The sequence below is a fragment of the Halomonas alimentaria genome (assembly GCF_009902005.1).
GTDB lineage: Bacteria > Pseudomonadota > Gammaproteobacteria > Pseudomonadales > Halomonadaceae > Halomonas > Halomonas alimentaria.
In genome coordinates, this window is record NZ_WUTT01000001.1 from 3,029,777 (window position 1) to 3,044,896 (window position 15,120).

A 15,120-nucleotide genomic window follows, 5' to 3' on the forward strand; every position below is an offset into this window, starting at 1 on the left:
CATACGCCCCCCGCCGGACAGGGTGAAGTGGCAGTCGGGGCGTGGCTAGCTCGGGCGACGACCGGTGAGGCGGACCCAACCCTCGCGGGTGACCGGCTCGTCCATGCGCAGGCCCTGTTCGCGATAGGCCTGGAGTACCTCCTCGGCCTGGGCCGCGAGGATGCCGGAGAGCGCCAGGCGTCCGCCGGGGGCGATGTGTCCGGCGATCATCGGCGCCATCTCGACCAGCGGCCCGGCGAGAATGTTGGCCACCACGACCGGAAAGGCCTCGCCGTCGTCGAGCTGCTCGGGGTAGCTGAGGCGCAGTGCGTCCTCGGCCACCTCGTTGCGTTCGGCGTTGTCGCGGCTCGCGGTGAGTGCCTGGGGGTCGATATCGGTGCCCGTCGCGCTGGCGGCCCCGAGCTTGAGGGCGGCGATGGCGAGTATCCCCGAGCCGGTGCCTATGTCGAGGATCGCCTGGCCCTCGAGGGCCTCGCTTATCGCCAGGCCGTCGAGCCAGGCCAGGCAGAGTGCGGTGGTGGGGTGGGTGCCGGTACCGAAGGCCAGCCCAGGGTCGAGGTGCAGGTTGACTGCGCCCGGCTCCGGGGGCTCGTGCCAGCTGGGCACGATCCACAGGCGTTCACCCATCTGCAGCGGCGTGAAGTCATCCATCCACTCGCGCTCCCAGTCGCGGTCGGCGAGCAGCTCCACTTCGATCTCGGGGCAGGGCTCCTCGGGCTGCTCGGCAGCCCAGGCCTGATGCACCCGTTCGAGCATGGCATCGACCCCCTCGAGGTCGTCGTAGAGCCCGGTGAGCACCGTCTCATGCCACAGCGGAGTGCTACCGCGCTCGGGCTCGAATACAGGGTCATCATGGGCGTCCTGAAGGGTGATGGCGGTGGCCCCCTCGGCGAGCAGCAGCTCCTCGAGGGTCTCGGCCTGCTCCGGGGCGATATGGGCCTTGAGTTGCAGCCAGGGCATAAAGGTTCCCGTGGTGGCTCAGAAATGAAAAGGCCGCACTGCGGTGTCGATGCGGCCTGGAATAATGGCTTGGCTCGGCGGCGAGGGGCGCCGGGGGCAGGCTTGGAGGGGGTCCTACGCCAGGGATGGCGTCGGTAGCGCCCAGGGAGGGGTTCACAGCGCCCCCGAACAAGCCTGCCGCCGGATCAGCCCCGAGCCATGTGGCACTCGGGGCCGACGGGGCCGGGGATCAAGGAGTTACAGCCCCAGCTTCTTCTCCAGGTAGTGGATATTGACGCCACCTTGCCGGAAGTAGCCGTCGCGCACCAGATCCTTGTGCAGATCGGTGTTGGTCTTGATGCCCTCCACCAGCAACTCATCCAGCGCGACCCGCATGCGGGTCAGGGCCGTTTCACGGTCGGCACCCCAGGTGATCAGCTTGCCGATCAGCGAGTCGTAGTGGGGCGGCACGGTGTAGCCGGTGTAGAGGTGGGAGTCCATGCGCACGCCCAGGCCGCCCGGCGGGTGATAGAGGCTGACCTTGCCCGGAGAGGGCATGAAGGTGCGCGGGTCCTCGGCATTGATGCGGCACTCGAAGGCGTGGCCGCTGAGCTCCACATCCTCCTGGCGGATGGAGAGCGGCAGACCGGAGGCGATGCGCAGCTGCTCCCGGACGATATCCACGCCGGTGACCATCTCGGTGACCGGGTGCTCCACCTGCACGCGGGTGTTCATCTCGATGAAGAAGAACTGGCCATCCTCGTAGAGGAACTCGAAGGTGCCGGCGCCGCGATAGCCGATGGTGATGCAGGCCTGGCGACACGCCTCGAGCACTTCGGCGCGGGCCTCGGGATCGAGCATCGGCGCGGGGGCCTCCTCGATCACCTTCTGATGGCGGCGCTGTAGCGAGCAGTCGCGGTCATAGAGGTGGATGGCATTGCCTTGGCCATCGGCGAGTACCTGCACCTCCACGTGACGCGGATTCTCGAGGAACTTCTCCATGTAGACGGTGCCGTCGCCGAATGAGGTGTGGGCCTCGGTGCGGGTCACATTCACGGCGGAGAGCAGGTGCGCCTCGGTGTGTACCACGCGCATGCCGCGTCCGCCACCACCGGCGGCGGCCTTGATGATCACCGGATAGCCGATGCGGCGTGCGGTGGCCAGGATCTCGGCTTCCTCACCTTCACCTTCGGGCAGCGGGCCGTCGGAGCCCGGCACCGTGGGTACGCCGGCCTTCTTCATCGACTCGATGGCACTGACCTTGTCGCCCATCAGGCGGATGGTCTCGGCCTTGGGCCCGATGAAGGTAAACCCGGAGCGCTCCACCTGCTCGGCGAAGTTGGCGTTCTCGGAGAGGAAGCCGTAGCCGGGGTGGATGGCGCTGCTGTCGGTGACCTCGGCGGCACTGATCAGCGCCGGGATGTTGAGGTAGGACTGGGCCGAGGGGGCCGGCCCGATGCATACGGCCTCGTCGGCCAGGCGCACGTGCATCAGCTCGCGGTCGGCCTTGGAGTGGACCGCCACTGTCCTGATGCCCAGCTCCTTGCAGGCGCGCAGGATGCGCAGGGCGATCTCGCCGCGGTTGGCGATAAGAACCTTGTCCAGCATGATGGGTCCGCCAGTGTCGGGTGAATGAAGAGGTAAGCGATGCTCAGGCGATGACGACCAGGGGCTGGTCGTATTCCACCGGCTCGCCATCCTCGACCAGGATCGCCTCGACTACACCGTCACGGTCGGCCTCGATCTGGTTCATCATCTTCATCGCCTCGACGATGCACACCGTCTCGCCCTTCTTGACGTGGGAGCCGATCTCGACAAAGGCCTTGGCGCCGGGGGCCGGTGAGCGATAGAAGGTGCCCACCATGGGGGAGGTGATGGCCTGTCCCTGGAAGCTGGGGCCCTCTGCGGTGGCCGGCTCGGCGCTCTCGGCGGGTGCCGGAGCCGCGGCGGGAGCCGGCTGAGCCACTGGAGCGTAACCCTGGGGCATGCTGGGCTGCCAGTTCACGCCGTTGGGGTGGCGGCTGATGCGAACCGACTCTTCGCCTTCCTGGATCTCGATTTCGCTGATGTTCGACTCTTCGAGCAACTCGATCAGCTTCTTGACCTTGCGGATATCCATGACGTTCGTCCCGATCGGTTGGGTGCGGTGAATGGCCGTTGGCCCGGTGCTGTCAACCATGGCCAAGTTTCATTAGATCGCGGCAAGATGGCGACTCTTCCGCCTCTATAGGCCGTTAAAAGAGGGTAGCGCAGGAGTTTGCCGAAAAACCGGGATGATGTCCAGCGCAGACGAAAACGCCGTTCACGCTCCGCTGAGCGGCGCGTGAACGGCGTCATGATGCGTGTTTCAGACGTTGCCGGCGGTGCGTTCCTCGAGCCAGCCGAGCACGCCTTTCAGGTGCTCCGCCAGTGGCTCGGCGCGGGTCTCGCCCTGGATGCGAGCCGAGCGAATCTCCTCGCCGGCGTGGAAGAACAGCAGGCTGGGTGGCCCGAACAGCTCGTAGCGGTCGAGCAGTTCGCGACTGGCGGCATCGGTGTCGGTCACATCGACGTTGATGCGGGCGAAGGCGGCCAGCGGCTCGGCGACCCTCGGGTCGGGGTAGACCTGGCGCTCGAGCTGCTTGCAGGAGATGCACCAGTCGGCGGTGAAGTGGACGAAGGCGGCCTGACCTTCGGGTACCGAGGCAAGCGCCTGATGCAGTCCGTCGAGCTCGTCAACGGTGGTCACCTCGGCAGCGGGCTGGGTGCCACCTGACGCCGGCCCAGCGCCGGCAGTCAGCGGTGCCAGCGGACGCAGGGGGTCGCTGGCACCACTGGCCGCGCCGAGCACCAGAGCCACCCCCCAGGCCAGCAGCAGCAGCCCGAGCGCCTGGCGGGCCCGCGCCCATCCCTGGGGCAGGTTGGTGGACATGGCGCCGAGTGCCAGGGCGGTACCGACTGCTAGTGCGGCCCACAGCAGCAGCACGGCGGTCGCGGGCAGCAGGCGTTCGATCAGCCAGATTGCCACCCCCAGCAGCAGGATGCCGAAGGCGATCTTGACACCGTTCATCCAGGCACCACTGCGCGGCAGCAGGGTGGTACCGAAGGTGCCGACCAGCAGCAGTGGCACCCCCATGCCCAGGCCCAGGGCGAGCAGGGCGGCGCCCCCCATCACGGCGTCGCCGGTGGTGGAGATGAATACCAGGGCACCGGCCAACGGCGCCGAGACGCAGGGCGAGACGACCAGCACCGACAGTGCGCCAGCCAGGGCCAGACCGGCGGGGCCGCTCTGCTGGGCGCGCGCCTGCCAGCCGTCGATGCGGCCGGCCAGTCGGGGGGAGAGACGCATCTCGAAGGCGCCGAACATGGCCAGGGCGAAGAGGGTGAAGAGCACTGCGAAGGTGATCAACACCGGCGCCGACTGCAGGCGCGCCTGGAGGTTGAGTCCGGCCCCGAACAGGCCCATCAGCACGCCGACCAGGGCGTAGGTGAGCGCCATGCCGGCCACGTAGCTGGCGGAGAGGGCGAAGGCGCGTGGCCGGCTGGGGTTCTGGCCGACGATGATCGACGACAGGATCGGCACCATGGGCAGTACGCAGGGGGTGAAGGTCAGCCCCAGGCCGGCGAGGAAGAAGAGCCCCAGCGCCAGCGGCAGGCTGGCCTCGGCCATCAGCGACTGGAAGCGGCCGTCCTCGCTCTGTGGTGCCGCGAAGTCTCCGGCAGAGCCAGTCGCACCGGCCTGCTCCCCGTCGCCCCCCACTACGGAATCGCTGTCGCCATCAGATGGCTGCCAGCCAGCGAAGGCCGCCGGTGCCTGCTGCTCGGCGGCCTCCAGGTCGACACGCTCGGGGGGGTAGCAGAGGCCGGCGTCGGCGCAGCCCTGGAAGGTGACGGTGATCGGTATCACGCCGCTGGCCGTTTCCTCGAAAGGTACCTCGAAGACCAGGGTGTCGCGGAAGGTATAGACGTCGCCGAGGAACTCGTCGCTGGTAAAGGTGCCCTGGGGGAGCTCCGGTTCCCCCAGCGGCTGGTCGGCCGACTCCACCGCAAATTGGTGGCGATAGAGGTAGTAGCCTTCGGCGGCTTCCATGCCAATGTAGAGGGTCTCGCCGTCATGCCAGGCACTGGGCTGGAAGGCCTCAAGTACCGGCAGGAACTCCTTGTCGTCGCTTGCGAACCACTGGGCCTGGGCGGCGAGCGGCAGCAGCAACAGCAGCAGGGTCGTCAGGGCGGTTCGTCGCAGGCTGATCACGGAAATCCTGTCCTTGTTTGGGGTGTAGCTGGCGATCAGACCCCATCCGATCCGCGGGGTTCCAGCCCGGCATCGCGCGGGGAGCGGGACCCTGGCATGAGGGCGAGGATGGACTGAACGCTTGCGCTGGTCGGGTGCTAGGATAACGCAGGAGAGGGCGTGGCTTCATCGAGGGGCGTGGCGAAAGGTGTGCCACGTTGTCGCACGCTCCCATGTCTCGTATAGGAAAGGAACCTTCACATGGCTTGGATGGGCAAGGGCGGCGCCAGGCGTCGCGAGAGGATCGAAGCGCTGGAGCGCCCCGAGTACGGCTGGATCTGGAAGCCGTTGCTGGCGCTGCTGGTGATCTATCTGGTGGTGACGCTGGCCCTCGGGATCTGGTGGAGCCGCACGCCGGCGCCGCATAGCGTCGAGCAGGTGCCGATGGAGCGGCGTGGAGATGCCGGTGGCGAGCCCGCCGCCCGAGGTGCGGTGACCGTGGCCACCCTGGCCTCCATCGTCGAGACCCTCTATGACAAGCCCGGTGGCTACCTGCGCAATGACCGCCTGCCTCCGGGCCTGTGGCTGGACAACATGCCGAGCTGGGAGCGTGGGGTGCTGGATCAGGCCAGGGATCTGGCGCGAGCCCTGCCCTCGATGCATCCACACGAGGTCGAACTTCTGGAGGAAGTGGTGCGCGGCCTGGCCGGAGACGGCCTCGACTGGTACCGGCCCGCCACCGAGTCACATCTGGTATCGGCGGTGGCCGCTCTGGATAGCCAGCTGACGGCGCTGGGCGGCATGCAGGCCGAGGGCTTCGTCCCCGGGGCGGGGCTGCGCCGCTGGCTGGCCGATGTCGGGGTGCGTCTCGACGAACTCTCTCTACGCCTGGCTTCGGGTGCCGGAGGGCACCAGATGCTGCGTGAGCTGGCCATCGACAGCGAGGCACTGCCCGAGGGCACTCCCTGGTATCGGGTCGACAATGTCTTCTTCGAGGCGCGTGGCACCGGCTGGGCGTTGGTCCAGATGCTGGAGGGGGTGCAGCGCGACCAGGCCGATGTCCTGGAGAGCGCCGGAGTGACTGAGCGTTGGGAGCGCCTGCGGGCGGAATTGGCCATGACCCAGCGACGCCTGTGGAGTCCGGTGGTGATGAGCGGCTCCGGATTCGGTCCCTTCGCCAACCATACGCTGGTGATGGCGCTTCACGTCAGCCGTGCCCGGGACCTGGTCGAGGAGATCACTACGGTGCTTGCCGAGAGTGCCGCCCTCGAGGCTGGCGGCGATGGCGTGACCCAGGTGCCGGCCAGCGAGCCCGAGGTGGTTGAGGTGACGCGTGACGCCCAGGCCGCGCCGGAAGCAGCTGATCAGCAGGAGGCCGAGCAGTCAGAGGCCAATGAGGAAGAGGCCAATCAGGAAGAGGCGGGTCAGGAAGAGGCGGGTCAGGAAGAGACAGGTCAGGAAGAGGCGGGTCAGGAAGAGACAGGTCAGGAAGAGGCGGGGCAGGAGGAGGCAGGTCAGGACGAGGCGGGTCAGGAAGAGCCCGCACCCCAGGCCAGCGAATAGCCGCCCATCGACCGGCCCAGTGTTCGGCTGGCCGGGTTTGGCAGGCAACAAATGAAGCGGGCCGCCCCTTGGGGCGGCCCGCTTTACGTCTGGCTCGAGTTCCAGGGGCCGAAGACCGCCGTGGGAACTGGGTTCAGGCCTTCTCGTAGGCGGAGACCGCCTTTTCGATGGCCTTGCGGGCGGCCTCGACACCTTCCCAGGACTCTACCTTGACCCACTTGCCCTTCTCGAGATCCTTGTAATTCTCGAAGAAGTGGGCGATCTGCTGGCGCAGCAGCTCAGGCAGGTCGGTCACTTCCTGTACATCATCGTAGAGGCTGGAGAGCTTGTGGTGCGGTACGCAGACCAGCTTGGCGTCTTCGCCGGCCTCGTCGGTCATGTTGAGGATGCCCACCGGACGGGCGCGGATGACGCTGCCGGGCTGCACCGGGTAGGGGGTGACCACCAGAGCGTCCAGCGCATCACCGTCGTCGGCCAGGGTGTGCGGGATGAAGCCGTAGTTGGCCGGATAGAACATCGGGGTGGCCATGAAACGGTCGACCAGCAGTGCCCCCATGTCCTTGTCGATCTCGTACTTGATCGGGGTGTGGTTGGCCGGGATCTCGATCGCCACGTAGACGTCGTTCGGGAGGTCCTTGCCGGCGGGGATATTGTCGAAGTTCATCGTCGCTTCCTTGGGGTTGGAAATGGCGGTTGGAAATGGCGGTTGGCAGAAGTTCTAGGCGAATCGTCTGGATGAAAAAATTTGCCGAATTATACGGGGCCGTCGAAGCGAATACCAATTCGACCATCGATGCCGTCGACGCTGCGGAGCAGGGCGGCACCTTCGGAGGGGCGCCGCCATGCCGCGCTCCCGTGTATGATAGGCGCCGCCACGGAGCCGAGCTTCGGGCAGGCAACCAACGGGCAAGGAGGGGCGAGTGACTCCCGCGCAGCTGTCATTGAGTTTTGGCCAGGCCTTTGTGGCGCCGGATCGTCGGCGGCATCGCAGCTCCATGTCCGTCCGCCTGCCCGAGGCGCCCCAGCTCAACGCCAAGGGGGCCTGTGCGCTGATCAGCGATTCCACCTTGCGCAACAGCATGGCCAAGCAGGCCGGGGACCTTAGCGTGCGCAGCTTCCTCGCTGACTACTACTCCACCCCCGACCACTGGGACGTCAAGACATCGGCGACCCGGGTGCTGCGCGCCCTCAATGCCTGGACCTACAGCCAGAGCCGCCAGGTGGCAGAGGGCAGTTACGTCACTTCGCTGTCGGCGCTGGTGCTGCGCGGTACCGAGGGCCACCTCTTCCATATGGGCGACACCCTGGTGTTTCGACTGCGTGGGGCGGAATTCGAGCAGCTGACACGCGACCACGTCACCGACCTCGGGGGCTATCGCTACCCCTCCCGGGCCCTGGGCATGGATAACAGCATCGACATCGATTATGCCCGCTTTCCGGCCAAGCAGGGGGATCTGTTCCTGTTTACCACCCAGGCGGTGCTGGGCACCCTGATGCCGTCGGAATACGTGCAGCTGATTCGCCAGGATGCCAGCGACCTCGATGCCGCCTGTGATCGCCTGGCCGAGGCGGCGGTACAGCGTGCGCAGTCTCGCGGCTACGGGGCGGAACAGTTCTGCTTCCAGTTGGTGCGCATCGATGAGCTGCCCGATGCCCAGTCCGACAATCCGGCCAAGGTGTACGGCGAACTGCCGATCCCGCCTGAGCTCTCCCCGGGGGATCGCCTCGACGGGCTGGAGGTGCTGGCCGTGCTGTCACGCACCGCCCAGTCGCGGGTCTACCGGGTGCGTGACCTTCAGAGCGAGCGCGAGATGGTGATGAAGGCCCCGAGCCCCGAGCTCTCTCACCGCAATATCTACCTGGAGCACTTTCTGCTTCAGCAGTGGGTGGTGGAGCGGGTCAAGTCGCCCTTCGTGGTGCGCGTCATGGAGCCGTCACGGCCACGCCGCTACCTCTACTACCTGATGGCCCATGTCGAGGGTGAGACCCTGGTCGACTGGGCGCGGCGCCACCCCCAGGCGAGCCTGGCCCAGCGCCTGGATATCGCCAACCAACTGGGCAAGGCGGTGCAGGCCCTTCACCACCGCGAGTTGCTGCATCAGCAGATCCACCCCGGCAATGTGCTGATCGACAGCCATGGGCAGGTCGTGCTGACCGACTTCAGTGCCTGTCGGATGCGCGACGGAGGAGGGCTCACGGATGCTCGCGAGCTGCTGCGCCAGGTAGGTCTTACCGAACACAGCGCACCGGAATACGCCCTGGATGACGGGATCGGTCGGCGCAGCGACCAGTACTCCTATGCCTCAACGGTCTACTGGCTGCTGACCGGCGAGCTGCCCTACGCAGTGCCCCCCAACCGCCTGCGTAGCCATACCGACCTCGAGCAGCTTGTCTATCGCAGCGCGCGACAGCGCAACCCCGAGGTGCCCCAGGCACTGGACGAGGCGCTGCGCCGGGCGCTGGATCCCCAGCGAGCGCTGCGCTACCGGCGCATGTCGGAGTTCCTGCGCGAGCTGCGCCAGCCACTGGCAATCTCGCGCCAGTCGACGGCGTCGCGCCTCAGCCCGCGCCGATTCCGTGATTCCGGCCACTTCTGGCAGGGCATCGCGGCGATCCTGCTGTTGCTGCTGGTGCTTTCCTGGTTGCTGCGATAGGGCCTTCGGCCAGGATCAAGGAGCAAGGGAGGTAATGTGCCCCTTGTTCCTTGATTCCTTGTGGCTTAAAGCTTGAACTCCGGTAGCTTGCGTTCGACCCGGTGCTTGGCCAGCTTCGCCACGCGGGGCAGGCCGTTGTCGAACGGGGGGAAGTCCTCGCCCTGGATCAGCGGCGAGAGGTAGGTGCGGCACGCTTCGGTAATGCCGAAGCCATCCTCGCTGATGAAGTCCCGAGGCATGAACTTCTCGCGGTTAGCGATCTCGGCCAGCGGAGCGGCCTCGATGCGCCAGGCGTAGGGCGCGTCGGAGATACGCTTGATTGCCGGCATCATCGCGTTCTTGCCCTCGATGGCCAGCTCCACGGCCTTCGCGCCTACCGCATAGGCCTGTTCGACGTCGGTCCTGGAGGCCAGGTGACGAGCGGCGCGCTGCAGGTAGTCGGCCACTGCCCAGTGGTACTTGTAACCCAGGTCCTGCTTGACCATGCCGGCCAGGGTCGGTGCCACGCCGCCCAGTTGGCGATGGCCGAAGGCATCGGTGTTGCCGGCGTCGGCGAGGAAGGTGCCATCCTCGTAGCGTGCACCCTCGGAGACCACGATCACGCAGTAGCCGTACTTCTTCACCGCCTCGTCGACGCGGGCCATGACGGCCTCGCGGTCGAAGGCGATTTCGGGGAAGATCACCAGGTGGGGCGGCTCGCCCTCGCCCTGGCCGGCGAGTGCCCCGGAGGCGGCAATCCAGCCAGCATGGCGGCCCATTACCTCGAGCACGAACACCTTGGTGGATGTGGCGCACATGGAGGCGATGTCCAGCGAGGCCTCCAGGGTAGAGGTGGCGATGTACTTGGCCACGCTGCCGAAGCCGGGTGAGTTGTCGGTGATCGGCAGGTCGTTGTCCACGGTCTTGGGCACGTGGATGGCGGTCAGCGGGTAGCCGAGCTTCTCGGAGAGCTGGGAGACCTTCAGGCAGGTGTCGGCGCTGTCGCCGCCACCGTTGTAGAAGAAGTAGCGAATATCGTGGGCACGGAACACCTCGATCAGCCGCTCGTACTGGGCGCGGTGGCTCTCGATGTCCTTCAGCTTGTAGCGGCAGGAGCCGAAGGCACCCCCCGGGGTATGGCGCAGGGCGGCGATCGCCTCGTCCGATTCCTGGCTGACATCGATCAGCTCCTCGGTGAGGGCTCCGATGATGCCATTGTGGCCGGCATAGACCTTGCCGATACGGTCGGGGTGGCGGCGGCAGGCCTCGATCACGCCGCAGGCGCTGGCGTTGATCACGGCGGTGACGCCGCCGGACTGGGCGTAGAAGGCATTGTGGGCCATGGGGCTTGTCTGCTCCTGGTCGTCGCTGCTGTTCGGGTTGAATGGGGCGAAAGTCGAAGGATTCTAGCCGAAAGCCCTTCCCGCTGCACCCGGGCGAGCTGGAGGGGCTCGTTGGGGCCATGCTAGTCTCCCCCCTCTGCGTGCCGCGCCGATGCGGCCACCGACCCCATGCTGGAGCGAGCCCCATGCACCTTCACATCCTCGGAATCTGCGGCACCTTCATGGGCAGCCTGGCGCTGCTGGCCCGGGAGCTGGGCCATACGGTCAGCGGCTCGGATGCGGGCGTCTATCCGCCCATGAGTACCCAGCTCGAGGAGGCCGGCATCGCCCTGTGTGAAGGATATTCACCCACCAATCTCGAGCCGCGCCCCGACCTGGTGGTGATCGGCAACGCATTGTCGCGGGGCAATCCCGAGGTGGAGGCGGTGCTCGATGCGCGCCTCCCCTACGTCTCCGGCCCCCAGTGGCTGGCCGAGCACGTACTTCCGGGCCGGCGGGTGATCGCCGTGGCCGGCACTCACGGCAAGACCACCACGGCGAGTCTGGTTGCCTGGCTGCTGGAGTCGGCAGGAGTGGCGCCGGGCTTCCTGATCGGCGGCGTGCCGCGCAACTTCGGCGTTTCGGCACGCCTCGGCGCTGCGGATGCGCCCTTCGTGGTGGAGGCCGACGAGTACGACACCGCCTTCTTCGACAAGCGCTCCAAGTTCGTTCATTACCGCCCCGAGATCGCCGTGCTGGGCAACCTGGAGTTCGACCACGCCGATATCTTCGAGGACCTGGCCGCCATCGAGCGCCAGTTCCACCATCTGGTGCGCACCGTGCCGGGCAAGGGGCTGCTGCTGGTGGCCGACGATGAACCGGCGCTGGAGCGCGTGTTGGCCATGGGGGCCTGGACTCCGGTGGTGCGCTTCGGCGAGGCCGCCGAGAGCCCCTGGAGGTTCGAGCTGGAGCGCGACGACGCCTCACGCTTCCGGGTGATCCATCAGGAGGGCCAGGGCAAGGAAAGCGTCAACGAGGATGCGGTGGTCGACTGGCCGCTGACCGGTCGCTACAACGCCCGCAACGCCCTGGCGGCGCTGGCCGCCGCCCACGCCTGTGGAGTGGATCCGGCCCGCGGTGCCGCGGCCCTGGCGCGTTTCGAGTCGCCTCGGCGGCGCCAGGAGCTGCGCGGGGAGGTGGCCAATATCCAGGTGATCGACGACTTCGCCCACCACCCCACGGCCATCGCCGCCACCCTCCAGGGACTACGGGCCGCCACTGCCCGGGGCCGGCTGTTGGCAGTGGTCGAGCCACGCTCCAATACCATGCGTCTGGGCACTTTGCGTGAGCGCCTGGCGGAAAGCGTGGCTGCCGCCGATGTCGCCTTCTGGTATCGCCCCGAGGGACTGGACTGGCCGCTGGAGCCGATCATCGCGGCGAGCCCGGTGCCGGCACATCTGGAGCAGGACCTGGACGCCCTGGTGGCGGCCCTGGTCGCCGAGGCCAGGCCCTATGACCGTATCGTGGTGATGTCCAATGGCGGCTTCGGTGGCATCCACGAGAAGCTGCTGGTGGCATTGGAGGTGGCCCATGGCTGAGGGTTTTGCATCCCCGGTCACGGTGGCGCTGACCGGTGCCTCCGGTGCCCAGTACGGGCTGCGCCTGATCGAGGCGCTGGTGGCGGCGGACCATGAAGTGTGGGTGATGATCTCCAAGGCGGCCCATCTGGTGATCGCCACAGAGACCGACGGCGAACTGCCCGCCCGGCCCGAGCGACTGGCCGCGGCTCTCACGGAACGCAGTGGGGCCCGGCCAGGCCAGATCCGCTGCTTCGGCCGTGAGGAGTGGATGGCACCGGTGGCCTCCGGCTCCGGGGCGCCATCCGCCATGGTGGTTTGCCCTTGTTCTACCGGGACCCTCTCGGCGGTGGCGACGGGAGCCAGCAACAACCTGATCGAGCGTGCAGCCGACGTGGCCCTCAAGGAGCGGCGTCGCTTGATTCTGGTGCCCCGCGAAACGCCACTTTCGGCGATCCACCTCGAGCACATGCTCAACCTGACGCGCCTGGGGGCGGTGATCCTGCCCGCTGCGCCGGGGTTCTATCACAAGCCCGCATCGATAGACGACCTGATCGACTTTATCGTGGCGCGAATCCTCAATCAGCTCGGCATCGAGCACCGCCTGATGCCGCGCTGGGGCGAGGGCGCGTAAGCGAAGCGTCACCCATCCCTGCCACCCTGGACTCCTGCCGCTACACCAAGGAACTGGCATGCTGAACCTCTCACTGCTCTCGGTCTTCGTGCCGACATTCTTCCTCGTCTCCCTTACCCCCGGAATGTGTATGACCCTGGCCATGGTGCTGGGCATGACCCAGGATGTTCGCCGCAGCCTGTGGATGATGGCCGGGGAGCTGGTCGGGGTGGGACTGGTGGCTGCGGCGGCAGGCGCCGGGGTGGCGGCCCTGATGCTCCGCCAGCCGGAGCTCTTCGCGCTGTTCAAGTGGCTGGGCGGTGCCTACCTGGCCTATCTGGGCATCATGATGTGGCACTCCCGGGGGCGCATGGCGATCCCCGAGGAGGGGCTTGCGGTGGCGCCCGCCGGGCGCGTGCAGCTGGCCACCCAGGGCTTCGTCACCGCGGTAGCCAATCCCAAGGGGTGGGCCTTCTTCGTGGCACTGCTGCCCCCCTTCCTCGATGCCGAGCGGGCCCTGGCCGGCCAGCTCGTCGTGTTGGTGGCGCTGATCCTGACCATCGAGTTCATCTGCCTGCTGCTCTACGCCACCGGCGGCAGCCGCCTGCGCCGCCTGCTGTCGCGAGGCGGAAGCGTGCGCCTGCTCAACCGCATCGCCGGCACTCTGATGGTGGGCGTTGGCCTGTGGCTGGCCCTGGGATAGGCAGCCACAAGCCTCGAGGAGCGAGTGACAAGCAAATCCTCTTTGGATTTGGCATAAGTAGCCGGATCCTTGCCTTGCAGCTTGCAGCTTGCAGCTTGCAGCTTGCAGCTTGCAGCTTGCAGCTTGCAGCTTGCAGCTTGCAGCTTATACCGGTGGCAGCCAGGCGATGCGTGCGGTTGCCAGGGTAAGCGATGCAGTGACCAGCCAAGGCCAGGGGCAGGGAGCGAGAGGGGGCCGTTCCCGCGTCTGCCAGGAGAGCTGTACCAGGGCGCAGGCCACCAGCCCCAGCAGGGCGCCACCGATCAAGTCGCTGAACCAGTGCACGCCGATCACCAGACGCGACAGCGCCATCAGGGTGGAAGCCAGGATTGCGCCCCAGTAGACCCAGTGACGCCAGGCCGGGGCCAGCTCCCGGGCGGCGAAGGCGGCGGCCAGACCGAACAGGACCACCGCACTGGAGGCGTGGGCGCTCGGGTAGGAGAAGGAGTCCGCCAGGTGGCTGGGGGCATCGGGCCGCGGCCGCGTGAACAGTGCCTTGCCCAGGGTGTTGAGCAGGGCGATACCTACCAGCCCTCCGGTGATGTGCCAGAAGGCATCCAGGCGCCGCCGCCACACCAGCCACACGCCCCAGGGCAGGCTCAGTGCCACCACGCCGAGCAGGTCGCCGATGCGTGCCAGTCCCTCGCTGACGAGAGTCAGGGCGGGGAAGGCGAGTCCTTCGAAAAGGGCCTTGGCCTGGAGATCCATGGGTAACGGGCCATGCAAGTCATCCTGCATCACCAGCAGGGTCCAACCCGATACCCCGCCCAGGGCCAGTATCAGCAGCATCAGGCTGGCCAGGGGGACCTCGCCGCTGCCGCTCTGGCGCAGCCACAGGGTGCGCAGCAGGGGGTGACGCCGGGCCAGACCGGCGGTCAAGCGGTAGACACGTCCGCGCCTGCCGGCGTGGTGGCGCAGCCAGGAGAAGGTCACCGCCAGCACCAGCAGCATCACGACCATCACCGCCAGCGGCTTCTTGAGCGCCGGCGGCACCTCGAGCAGCTGCTCCCAGGTGCGTCCCAGCAGGTAGCCTGGCAGCACATAGGCGGGGGCCCATAGCGCTGCGGAGGCGAGGTTGGCCCAGGTGAAGGTGCGCGGCGACATGCGCAGCATGCCGGCGATCAGCGGCACCATGGGCCTAACCGGCCCTACGAAGCGTCCCAGAAACACCGACAGCACGCCGTAGCGCTGGAAGAAGCGTGCCCCTCTGGCCAGGAACTCCGGATGGCGAGATAGCGGCCAGCGCCGTGTAACGCGCTCGCGCTGAGTGTAGCCGAGCACGAAGCTGGCGCCGTCGCCCACGATTGCGCCCAGGAAGGCGGCGAACAGGGTCGCCGGCAGGGCCAGCTCCTGGTGGCCGGCCATGGAGGCGGCAGCGGTGATCAGTAGTACGCCAGGTACCAGGACGCCCACCAGCGCCAGGGATTCCAGCATGGCGATACCGGCGATGATCAGCAGCAGCAGCCCCGGCGACGGAGTGAGCTGGTAGAGCAGCTGGGCAAGGTTCATGACAGGCCTCCC

At 67.2% G+C, this 15,120-nt stretch carries 12 protein-coding genes; 5 read left to right on the forward strand and 7 right to left on the reverse strand.

Translation table 11 applies throughout. The features are described from left to right. Nucleotides 1-45 precede the first annotated feature (45 nt). From prmA to dsbD, 4 genes are all read right to left on the reverse strand, one after another. Entirely contained in the window at nucleotides 46-960 is a 915-nt protein-coding gene (gene prmA, locus GRB96_RS14310) for a 50S ribosomal protein L11 methyltransferase (protein WP_161432750.1), read from the reverse strand. A gap of 237 nt (nucleotides 961-1,197) precedes the next feature. Further along, entirely contained in the window at nucleotides 1,198-2,547 is a 1,350-nt protein-coding gene (gene accC, locus GRB96_RS14315) for an acetyl-CoA carboxylase biotin carboxylase subunit (protein WP_161432751.1), read from the reverse strand. 43 nt (nucleotides 2,548-2,590) lie between these two features. After that, entirely contained in the window at nucleotides 2,591-3,058 is a 468-nt protein-coding gene (accB, locus tag GRB96_RS14320) for an acetyl-CoA carboxylase biotin carboxyl carrier protein (protein WP_161432752.1), read from the reverse strand. Between the two features lie 228 nt (nucleotides 3,059-3,286). Next, nucleotides 3,287-5,170: a protein-disulfide reductase DsbD gene (gene dsbD, locus GRB96_RS14325; protein ID WP_161432753.1), complete on the reverse strand. Its 1,884-nt coding sequence runs from the start codon at nucleotides 5,168-5,170 to the stop codon at nucleotides 3,287-3,289. Between the two features lie 240 nt (nucleotides 5,171-5,410). Here dsbD and GRB96_RS14330 point away from each other — a divergent pair, with 240 nt between their 5' ends. Then, nucleotides 5,411-6,712, forward strand: a complete 1,302-nt coding sequence (locus GRB96_RS14330; protein WP_161432754.1) for a DUF2333 family protein — start codon at nucleotides 5,411-5,413, stop codon at nucleotides 6,710-6,712. Nucleotides 6,713-6,845: 133 nt separating this feature from the next. Here the strand turns inward: GRB96_RS14330 and ppa are convergent, their stop codons facing one another. Beyond that, nucleotides 6,846-7,376 carry an inorganic diphosphatase gene (ppa, locus tag GRB96_RS14335; RefSeq protein ID WP_161432755.1) on the reverse strand — a complete coding sequence of 177 codons (531 nt, stop codon included), beginning with the start codon at nucleotides 7,374-7,376 and terminating at the stop codon, nucleotides 6,846-6,848. A gap of 256 nt (nucleotides 7,377-7,632) precedes the next feature. On the opposite strand from ppa, the gene GRB96_RS14340 reads away from it, so the two are divergent. Further along, nucleotides 7,633-9,366, forward strand: a complete 1,734-nt coding sequence (locus GRB96_RS14340) for a protein kinase domain-containing protein (RefSeq protein ID WP_161432756.1) — start codon at nucleotides 7,633-7,635, stop codon at nucleotides 9,364-9,366. A 65-nt stretch (nucleotides 9,367-9,431) separates the two neighbouring features. On the opposite strand, the gene GRB96_RS14345 is transcribed toward GRB96_RS14340, so the two are convergent. Next, a complete protein-coding gene (locus tag GRB96_RS14345) occupies nucleotides 9,432-10,688 on the reverse strand; it encodes a 6-phosphofructokinase (RefSeq protein ID WP_161432757.1) in 1,257 nt (418 codons plus the stop codon). A gap of 185 nt (nucleotides 10,689-10,873) precedes the next feature. Between GRB96_RS14345 and mpl the strand changes: the two genes are divergently transcribed. Genes mpl through GRB96_RS14360 form a run of 3 tightly spaced genes read left to right on the forward strand, consistent with a single transcriptional unit; the run spans nucleotide 10,874 to nucleotide 13,560 of the window. Next, entirely contained in the window at nucleotides 10,874-12,265 is a 1,392-nt protein-coding gene (mpl, locus tag GRB96_RS14350) for a UDP-N-acetylmuramate:L-alanyl-gamma-D-glutamyl-meso-diaminopimelate ligase (RefSeq protein ID WP_161432758.1), read from the forward strand. Continuing rightward, the gene (locus GRB96_RS14355) at nucleotides 12,258-12,878 is read left to right on the forward strand and encodes a flavin prenyltransferase UbiX (RefSeq protein ID WP_161432759.1); all 621 of its coding nucleotides are present in this window, start codon (nucleotides 12,258-12,260) and stop codon (nucleotides 12,876-12,878) included. The genes mpl and GRB96_RS14355 overlap by 8 nt, the downstream gene beginning before the upstream one ends. Before the next feature lie 58 nt (nucleotides 12,879-12,936). Beyond that, entirely contained in the window at nucleotides 12,937-13,560 is a 624-nt protein-coding gene (locus GRB96_RS14360; RefSeq protein ID WP_205743549.1) for a LysE family translocator, read from the forward strand. Between the two features lie 144 nt (nucleotides 13,561-13,704). On the opposite strand, the gene GRB96_RS14365 is transcribed toward GRB96_RS14360, so the two are convergent. Next, nucleotides 13,705-15,108 (reverse strand): bifunctional DedA family/phosphatase PAP2 family protein, encoded by a 1,404-nt coding sequence (locus GRB96_RS14365; protein ID WP_161432760.1) that lies wholly within the window; start codon nucleotides 15,106-15,108, stop codon nucleotides 13,705-13,707. Nucleotides 15,109-15,120: the final 12 nt, after the last annotated feature.

Bases quoted from the DNA above. Each gene is read 5' to 3' on its own strand.
- prmA (WP_161432750.1), bottom strand. From the start codon at position 960: ATGCCCTGGCTGCAACTCAAGGCCCATATCGCCCCGGAGCAGGCCGAG.
- accC (WP_161432751.1), bottom strand. From the start codon at position 2,547: ATGCTGGACAAGGTTCTTATCGCCAACCGCGGCGAGATCGCCCTGCGC.
- accB (WP_161432752.1), bottom strand. From the start codon at position 3,058: ATGGATATCCGCAAGGTCAAGAAGCTGATCGAGTTGCTCGAAGAGTCG.
- GRB96_RS14330 (WP_161432754.1), top strand. From the start codon at position 5,411: ATGGCTTGGATGGGCAAGGGCGGCGCCAGGCGTCGCGAGAGGATCGAA.
- ppa (WP_161432755.1), bottom strand. From the start codon at position 7,376: ATGAACTTCGACAATATCCCCGCCGGCAAGGACCTCCCGAACGACGTC.
- GRB96_RS14345 (WP_161432757.1), bottom strand. From the start codon at position 10,688: ATGGCCCACAATGCCTTCTACGCCCAGTCCGGCGGCGTCACCGCCGTG.
- mpl (WP_161432758.1), top strand. From the start codon at position 10,874: ATGCACCTTCACATCCTCGGAATCTGCGGCACCTTCATGGGCAGCCTG.
- GRB96_RS14355 (WP_161432759.1), top strand. From the start codon at position 12,258: ATGGCTGAGGGTTTTGCATCCCCGGTCACGGTGGCGCTGACCGGTGCC.
- GRB96_RS14360 (WP_205743549.1), top strand. From the start codon at position 12,937: ATGCTGAACCTCTCACTGCTCTCGGTCTTCGTGCCGACATTCTTCCTC.
- GRB96_RS14365 (WP_161432760.1), bottom strand. From the start codon at position 15,108: ATGAACCTTGCCCAGCTGCTCTACCAGCTCACTCCGTCGCCGGGGCTG.